This is a genomic window from Erwinia sp. S38 (assembly GCF_016624545.1).
In the GTDB taxonomy this organism is placed as follows: domain Bacteria; phylum Pseudomonadota; class Gammaproteobacteria; order Enterobacterales; family Enterobacteriaceae; genus Erwinia; species Erwinia coffeiphila.
The window spans coordinates 1-8,444 of record NZ_JACVTS010000049.1; the positions used below are offsets into that span (position 1 = coordinate 1).

An 8,444-nucleotide genomic window follows, 5' to 3' on the forward strand; every position below is an offset into this window, starting at 1 on the left:
CAGGTATGCCAGAAAGTGTGCGTATCGCCTGAAAACCCAACCCGCTGCAGAAACGCTCGCCCTGAATCTGATTTATTCAACAAACCCCCATTGACATCCCAGCGCTCGGTATTTCCGGCATTCCAGTTATTACCTGAATTAGTACGCAGTGACGTTAACTGGCCGGTTTTACTCGCGGCATCAACGTTAAACTCCACGTCACCATAAAAATTTAAGTTTCCTTCAGGCATATCCAAAGTGATTGCTGAAAGAGTAGGAAAGGAAAAAAATATAGACTAGTTATATAAAAAAACATATTTCATGGCAATAGCTCCAATTGATAAATTTTTCCTATGGTTATAAATAGAGCTCACTCATACTACATCACAAGCGATGCTTTAAGTTTTGCTCTATAATTAAAATTTTAATTATAGAATCACAGAATAACTCATGGTGTAAATATGCTAATTTAACTTAACATATCATTCACCCTCTCTTCTTTCCCATATATCTGCTTCCTGTTTCAAATAATTGTTTCGCTGTTAATGTCGTAAGCATGGTTTTATTTACGGATTAATCGGACCTAATTCAGAAGGTAAATAATCAAAAAACTTCAAATTCAGTGATCCAACCAGAAGATTTACACTGGGTGACATACTTGCAAGCTTTACTTAGGGCTATTCCTTTCGCTTACATCATCACTCAACTTAGCGAAACCAAAAATTAGCATCATTGCTACAATTAATGAAATAATGAAAAACACTCGCTGATAACCAATTTCATCAAATAGTCTACCAAGGGGGATGGATAATATAATAATGCCAATAGAACTAGCAATCTGAAATCCAACCAAGAAAATAGTAGAAGAAAGGCGCTTGTCAAAGTTTGATAAAGCATATTTGAAAACTGCGACTACGAATAGCGGAACTTCAAGCGCGTGAAACATTTTCACAAATGATAAAATATAAGGGTTAACAAAATATGCAGCCATAAGAATACGCAATGTCATTATCACCGTAGCAACAAGTAATGCTTTTTTTGGCCCCACTCGATTAATAAGAAACGGAGCCAGTGCCATACACATAGCTTCGGCCACAACTTGTACCGAGTTTAAATATCCGTATACTCGCGTTCCTGTCTCGGTTGTTGAGAATAAACTTGCATAGAAGACAGGAAACATTTGCTGATCATAAATAGTATAAAAGGACCAGGTCCCAATTATGAATATTACAAACATCCAGAATTTCCTATCTCGAAAAACACCCAAAAAATCTTCTTTTGTAAGACTCTCTGATTCGTTTGAATTTGTTACTAAGAAATTTTCCCCTTTAAAATTAAAATTGATAAGCATAAAGAGAATCCCAGTCACTGAAACAGCCCAAAAGTTAAAGTGGGGGTTGATAGAAAAAAATATTCCTGCAAAAAAAGCACCTATAGCATATCCTAGAGATCCCCACATACGTGAAGTACCGTATTCAAAATTGAATGACCTACTCATTTTTTCAGTGAAACTATCAACTAATCCACAACCAGCTAAATATCCAAGACCAAAGAACACGGAGCCAATTGAAACAACAAGATGAAAATGTGATTTTAGATATGGTTCATAAAAATATATAAAAAAAGGTCCAGTCAGAATTAGTATCCAACCCAGTAACCACATCAGGTTTTTACGAAGTCCTATTTTATCCTGAACAACCCCATAAATTACCATAAAGGTAATGCTGGTGAATTGGTTCAAAGAATAAAGAGTACCGAGCTGCTCTCCTGTTAATCCAACTGTATTCTTTAGCCAGATTGCATAAAGAGACCACCAAAGCGACCAAGTTATAAAAAATAAAAATGAATAACTTGATGCGAATCGATAATACTTATTTTTAATTGGTATTTCGGCAGCCAGAAATTTCATAAAACATCCTATTCCCATTATCCATTTTGGATTTTAATATCATCTAAACTCTTAAATCTTGTTAACATTGAAACAAATGGGATGTTAATCACGAAAGTTAACGTTAACATTCAGGTGTTGTGATCAAGATCACTTATGCGTTTTTTGATAGTGACTTCGGCTTTGTTGAATAAATCGAACTTTTGGTGAGTTGAAGGATCAGATCACGCATAATCCAAATAATGCAGGCAGTTCCATGGCAAAGCAGAAGTTCAAAATCACCAACTGGTGCAACTACAACAAGGCCCTGATTAATCGGGGCTCCATCACGTTCTGGCTGGATGATGAGGCGATTCAGGCCTGGTATGACACGGCCACCACCGCGTCACGCGGACGACCGCAGCGCTATTCTGGCCCTGCCATCACCACTGTCCTGATGATTAAACGCGTATTCCGCCTCACCCTGAGTGCTGCTCAGGGATTTATCGATTCCCTTTTTTCTCTGATGAAACTCCCACTGCGCTGTCCGGATTACTCCTCCGTCAGCCGGCGGGCAAAAACCGTTAACGTGAGTTTCAAAACGCCCACCCGGGGTGAAATTGCCCATCTGGTGATTGATTCAACCGGGCTGAAGGTCTCAGGCGAAGGCGAGTGGAAATTCAGGAAACACGGCCAGTCACGGTGTAGTATCTGGCGTAAACTGCATCTTGTGGTTGATGCCAGAACACATGAAATCATCTGCGCCGACCTGTCGCTGAATAACGTGACGGACTCAGAAGCGTTTCCGGGTCTTATCCGCCAGACTCACAGAAAAATCAGGGCAGTGGCGGCAGACGGGGCTTACGATACTCGTCTGTGTCACGATGAACTGCGGCGTAAGAAAATCAGGGCACTGATACCGCCACGTTGTGGTGCAGGTTACTGGCCTGACGAGTACGCAGACCGTAACCGTGCAATAGCGAATCAACGTCTGAGCGGGAGCAATGCAAGATGGAAATGGACAATGGAATATAACCGTCGGTCAATATCGGAAACGGCGATGTACAGGGTAAAACAGTTGTTGGGTGGTTCACTGACGCTGCGTGATTACGATGGCCAGGTAGCGGAGGCTCTGACCATGGTGCGTGCGCTGAACAAAATGACGAAAGCGGGTATGCCGGAAAGCGTGCGAATTGCCTGAAAACCTGCTCAGCGACGGGGATGCTCACCCAAAATACGATTTATGCAACAAAGCCAACCAACAAGTATAAATGAGAAATATATGGTAAATATAGGTTGGCCAGCGACAATTATTTTACTCCTGGAATATTACTGGCCTGTCACCCTTATTCTGGTAATAGCCGCAACTGCATCTAAATTTACTTTGACTAAAAAAATAACATGGAGGATTTCAGGGGTAATGTTGGCTGTGGTGTTTATGATTCTATAGATCTGGTTATTCTGGAATTAGAAATCAGGTAATAACTCCAATGTATTGGTAATGAATACGTCTGATGCCGGGATTCAAATCGTTTCGCCGGGCGCAGACGATACTAGCCGGCATTAAACTGTTCAACATGATACGAAAAGGTCAGTATTAGCATCCGGCCGGTGACGGAATGTCACCCGCAGAACAATTTTATCTGTTAGCTGCTTGGAAAATCGGCAGCATACATTTTGCTGACATGCATACGCTAATGCGACAGAGCCCTCAGGAGGGGGAGGATGTCAAATTAAAAATCATGACGAAGTCCTAGCAAAAAATTCCGACCTCGCAGGGGTGATTGATTCTTGACAAACGAAGTGTGTACGTAGCCCAGCTCATTAAGAACATTATTAGCCCGAATGGAAACTTCAGTATTCTGACCCGGCGTTAGCTCAAAGCGGTAAGCTAAAGTGGCATTTATCATATTATAACTATCAGTTTTAGTTTCATAGGATGCAAAGCGTCTTTGTGCAAATGTATGATAGTACTCCGCTTGGGCAGACAAAGATCCGCGAGACCATTCATATCGAGAACCAAGCCTTCCAGGTGGAATTCGAGGTAATTTATCATCCTCAGATTTAATCTTTGTCCGGACAGTATCTCCAAAGAGAACAACACGTGACTCAGGCGAAAAACGATAGCTAATCTGACCATCAACACCCGTAAACATCGCATCTGCGGCAGTATAAACGAGATAGTTATGTGGCGTCCCTCCTTCCGTTTCAGTCTCAATCAAACGAGAAAATACATAATTATCAATATATTGATGAAACAGTCCTATTTCAAATTCAATATCATCTCTCTGCCTACGGAATGTCACATTAATCGACTTCGTCTTTTCGGTGACTTCTGTGCTCGGCTTAGGAAGCCTATCTGATGCGTTCCATGTTTTCGCCAAACCAACCTCGTAACTATTAGTAGCAAGGTTGTTTCCGTAAGCAAAATACTCCCGCACGCTAGGTGCCCGCTCAGTTCTAGCTAACGAAAATGATATGGAATGGTGATCATCTAGATGAAAATTTAGTCCAGCCGAAATTGAAAAAGGATTTTGCTTAGATGACGGATTCCTATTCTTAAAGAAGCCAAAATACTCTTCCTTCATTTCATCAAAGTTCTTTTGCGAGAAACTCTCCAAAACCAAGTCTCGCGAGTATCCTGTAACCCTCATCATCTCCTCGACGATATCAAAGTTACTATTTGGTACCTGAGTCTTACGCCAGTCTTTTCGTGCGGAAAATTCAAAATCAAATGCACCGAAAGATTTCGCCTCGCTGAAAAAAATGCCAACATTTTCAGTGTTGTATTCCACAGGCTTAAATCCTTTGTGCACGTCATTAACGTTAAGGCCTGATAACGTACTACTCGAGTACTGCACCCCAAAAGTCCCAGTAAATCCTAGCAAAGGATTGTGCGTTAAATCCAGACGACCATCATATGCGTTATTTGTATAGCGAGAAAATTTTACTCCACCGTCTAGCTCATCATGAGAATAATCAGTGTAGGACATTCTGATGCGGGCATGAGAGATTCCGGGCACAAAGTCGTAGTAGTCACTTCGCAAATCGGTGCGCTCGTTTCGCATTCTTATCAAAGCAGTATGAGAGTCATCGTAACCACTGAATGGGTCACGCCAACCGCCGTGGGATTCACAGTGAAGATCTAAACCATGAGTATGGCAAGCTCCATTCGCATGAGAGTGGCCAGGTAATCCGTATTCACTATTCTGTATGCTGTGAGATACTCCAATATAACCGAAAGACGTAATCCATGACGCCCCCAAACTGTAGCTGGAGCTGTTAGCAAATGAATCCACGAGTCTATCCAAGCCGTAGGAGCTAGGTACCGCATAATCACCAGCTCTTCGCTGAAAGCCTTCAGCATGAACAGCAATAGACCCAACTCCCGCAGTCACCTTCCCTACGGCGGTTCTTTCATTATCTCCACTGCCGTAACGAATTTCTGATGCACCGGTAAAGTTTTCAACAGGGACTGATTTTGGTATCTTGCTATCGATAAGGTTAACAGCACCATTAACGGCATTACCACCAAATAAGACTGCTGCAGGACCACGTAGAATCTCAATTTCATCTAACAACAATGGTTCAGCTGTGATGGCATGATCCGGCGATAACGCAGAAGCATCAAACATACTTGAGCCATCAGATAAAATTTCGATACGAGGCAATGTCTGCCCACGAATCACCGGTTTCGATGCTCCGGCACCAAAATTATCTAGATGTATGCCAGGCAACCCAGCCAGTGTCTCGCCTAAAGACCCCTGTCGGCGATGAGCCAGCTCATCACCCGCCAGGCGAGTTAGCGGCTGAAATGGCTGAATAGAATCAGCCTCTACAACAATACTCTCAATTTCTGTCGTTTCCGGCACTTGTTGGGCCTGAGTCAAACCAGTAGTCAGCATGCAAAAGCCTACTCCAAAGGCAATCCCAGCGGGTTGTGTCCTATGCTTTTTCAATACTGCTCCCAAAATATTTAAGTGCGATAAATTTGAGTTATGTTATAACATATCAATATAAAATGAAAAAGCCTCCGCTTACGATGCCGTCGACCATTCCACACTTCACCGCTGGATTATATCCTAGGTGGATAAGCACCGGTCGTCGGGCATTGAGATGCGGTCGCGATATGACAACGGTGGATACTTTATGAATATCGGTATGGATTATCGGTTGAAGAATATAGTCTGTGACAGCCTGGCGCAGGCAGACCTGGATCCGGGAAACAGCATGAGACTGAAAAAATGCGTTACTGCCGACCATCCCGGTGGGGTCCTGAGAACCCCGCTGCAGCCCCAATATGCCATCAACAGTAATCTCGGGCTGCGCTTTATGGAGTATACACTCGAATTAGGGACCCGGATGCGCTACACCTCCAGCGTACGCAACTACGATGAAGTAGAACTGATGAAGAAACTCCCCGATCCCTATGCAATGGCCAACAACAGTCCGATGCACTGGACACAAACTTTCACCGCTGATTCCCACGTCAGCTATCAGGTGAACATGAACACCACCGTGAAGCTGGCGAACAATCTGACCGATCGCTATTACATCGATCCGCTGACACGCAGCTCGATGCCAGCTCCCGGGCGGACGTTCCGTCTGGGACTGAGCAGCAGTTTCTGACGGTTTGATGACGCTGACGATGCCGGAGCCAGGCAGCCGGGCGCCGGTTGCCTGGCTCTTTTCAGTGTTGCTGCACGGAGTACTGCTGTGGCTGGCGGTTCAGGAGTTTGATTCACTCACTGCCTCGCGGTACGACCGGCACGACGTGGTGGCGGAGACCTTTTCGGTGATGCTGGTGCCGGCTGCGGCCCAGCAGGCGGCGCCGGAAGACGCGGCAGAGCCGGAGGCAGTGCAGAATGACCTGCCGGCGGCACCGGTGGAGACGCCGGATATCGTGATCGTGAAGAAAAAGTCGGAGGAAAAAGTCCCGGAGAAGCCGGTTCGGGAGGAAAAGAGAAAAATACCGCGGAAACACCCTGTCAGGAAAAAGCTCCCTGCGCCGTCTGATCGTCCCGGCGAGAGCGCGGTCACCGCACCGGGGATAAATGCCCGCACGCAGGGTGCTTCACAGGCAGTGTCGCCGGACGCGGGCCCGAAGGGTGACGCAACGCAGGACCTGAAAGCCGACCGCCGCGGTGAGGCGGCAGCGTACCTGGCGAAAGTCAGGGCGGAGGTGGTGAAAAATAATGTTTATCCGCGCCGGGCGCGGCAGATGCGTCATGAAGGCACTGTCGGTATTGAAATCCGGCTGGACGGGCAGGGCAATATCGTGGACGTCCGGGTGACTTCGGGCTCGGGAAATGACGCTCTTGACGAAGCAGTCGTCACGGCGGCACGCCGGGCGAAGTCATCGGGCCCGCCGCCACCGGGAACGGGGCGGGTTCTCACACTGCAGGTTGCGTTCAAACTGCACAAGCGGTGACCGTGTCACTGCCTGCCGTGCGGGTGATTAACATAATGGGGTTCTACGCCGGAATCCTCAAACGGCCAGCGGCGTCCGCGCCCGGGAGGAAGCGATCTCAGGCCTTCGAGTCCATAAAACGTGAACCAGTTAATCCAGCGGCCTACAGGGTAATGACTCCAATTTATTGGTAATGATTTATTGTCAGACAGTGCCCGATAACTTTGTCATGCAGTTCCACTGATTTTGAGAACGACAGCGACTTCCTGCTCAGTCTTGCAAGATGCTGTCTCAGATTCAGGTTGTATCGTTCAATTTGCTCTGTGTAACGCCTGCTGATGACGTGCAGCTTTCCCTTCAGCCGTGACTCATACAGCGGCCATCCGCCCGTCATCCATACCACAACATCAAAGGCTGACAGCAGGCTCAGAAGTCGTTCCAGTGTGGTTATGGTCCGCTCACCAGGGACGTGTGCCACGACCGTTCTGCGTATCCTGTCATACGCGTAAAAAAGCCAGCGCTGGCACGATTTGGAGCCGACGAAGCCCCACTGTTCGTCCATCTCCGTACAGACGATGACATCACTGCCCGGTTGTATGCGAGAGGTTACCGACTGCGGTCTGAGTTTTTTAAGTGCCGTAAAATCGTGTTGAGGCCGACGCCCATAATGCGTGCGGTGGCGCGGCAACCGACGCCGTTCATGGCCATATCAATGATTTTCTGGTGTGTACCGGGCTGAGAAGCGGCATAAGTGAACTGAAGCTGCCATGTTTTACGGCAGTGAAAGCAGAGATAACGTTGATGCCCGGCAGTACTTTTGCCATTACGCACCACGCCTTCAGTCGTGGAACAGGAGGGACAGCAGACGGAGACGGAAGCCACAGGAGCACCTCAAAAACACCATCATACACTAAATCAGCAAGTTGGGAGCATTACCCTTATCGACGATCAGGATGATCGTTTTTGCCCGTCGGTATGTGCTTTTAAGATGCTTTAACAGGCTGATATATAAACCCGAGTTTTTGCCGCTGCCACCGACAGAACTGACTTTTCCTGTACCGCTGTGCAACGCAACGGCCAGATAATATTTTTCATTCTGTCCGGGGATGACAACGCGTTTAGCTGGCCACGTAGTTACCAGTCTGCGCCGATTTTGGGGTTGAGATGGATTTTAACCTCATCCTCGCA

At 46.3% G+C, this 8,444-nt stretch carries 7 protein-coding genes and 2 pseudogenes; 4 read left to right on the plus strand and 5 right to left on the minus strand.

Features of this window, described 5'->3' with window-relative positions; translation table 11 throughout:
* Both IBT46_RS26715 and IBT46_RS26720 read right to left on the minus strand, forming a co-directional pair.
* A partial coding sequence (locus IBT46_RS26715) for a carbohydrate porin (protein WP_200548096.1) occupies positions 1-230 on the minus strand: 230 nt, incomplete at its 3' end.
* 416 nt (positions 231-646) lie between these two features.
* The gene (locus IBT46_RS26720; protein WP_200548097.1) at positions 647-1,879 is read right to left on the minus strand and encodes an oligosaccharide MFS transporter; all 1,233 of its coding nucleotides are present in this window, start codon (positions 1,877-1,879) and stop codon (positions 647-649) included.
* Between the two features lie 199 nt (positions 1,880-2,078).
* On the opposite strand from IBT46_RS26720, the gene IBT46_RS26725 reads away from it, so the two are divergent.
* The gene (locus IBT46_RS26725; protein ID WP_200548093.1) at positions 2,079-3,047 is read left to right on the plus strand and encodes an IS5 family transposase; all 969 of its coding nucleotides are present in this window, start codon (positions 2,079-2,081) and stop codon (positions 3,045-3,047) included.
* A 304-nt stretch (positions 3,048-3,351) separates the two neighbouring features.
* A pseudogene (locus IBT46_RS26730) lies at positions 3,352-3,447 on the plus strand (IS6 family transposase); the annotation flags it as partial.
* A 132-nt stretch (positions 3,448-3,579) separates the two neighbouring features.
* On the opposite strand, the gene IBT46_RS26735 reads toward IBT46_RS26730, so the two are convergent.
* Positions 3,580-5,751 carry a TonB-dependent receptor domain-containing protein gene (locus IBT46_RS26735; RefSeq protein ID WP_200548094.1) on the minus strand — a complete coding sequence of 724 codons (2,172 nt, stop codon included), beginning with the start codon at positions 5,749-5,751 and terminating at the stop codon, positions 3,580-3,582.
* A 325-nt stretch (positions 5,752-6,076) separates the two neighbouring features.
* On the opposite strand from IBT46_RS26735, the gene IBT46_RS26740 reads away from it, so the two are divergent.
* Both IBT46_RS26740 and IBT46_RS26745 read left to right on the plus strand, forming a co-directional pair.
* A complete protein-coding gene (locus tag IBT46_RS26740; RefSeq protein ID WP_370569559.1) occupies positions 6,077-6,475 on the plus strand; it encodes a hypothetical protein in 399 nt (132 codons plus the stop codon).
* Between the two features lie 7 nt (positions 6,476-6,482).
* Positions 6,483-7,277 carry an energy transducer TonB gene (locus IBT46_RS26745; protein ID WP_200548095.1) on the plus strand — a complete coding sequence of 265 codons (795 nt, stop codon included), beginning with the start codon at positions 6,483-6,485 and terminating at the stop codon, positions 7,275-7,277.
* 163 nt (positions 7,278-7,440) lie between these two features.
* On the opposite strand, the gene IBT46_RS26750 is transcribed toward IBT46_RS26745, so the two are convergent.
* Both IBT46_RS26750 and IBT46_RS26755 read right to left on the minus strand, forming a co-directional pair.
* A protein-coding gene (locus IBT46_RS26750; RefSeq protein WP_370569560.1) for an IS1 family transposase occupies positions 7,441-8,138 on the minus strand; the annotation gives its coding sequence in 2 pieces (ribosomal slippage) (positions 7,441-7,889 and positions 7,889-8,138; 699 coding nt in all).
* A 58-nt stretch (positions 8,139-8,196) separates the two neighbouring features.
* Positions 8,197-8,444, minus strand: a pseudogene (locus IBT46_RS26755) (IS630 family transposase); the annotation flags it as partial.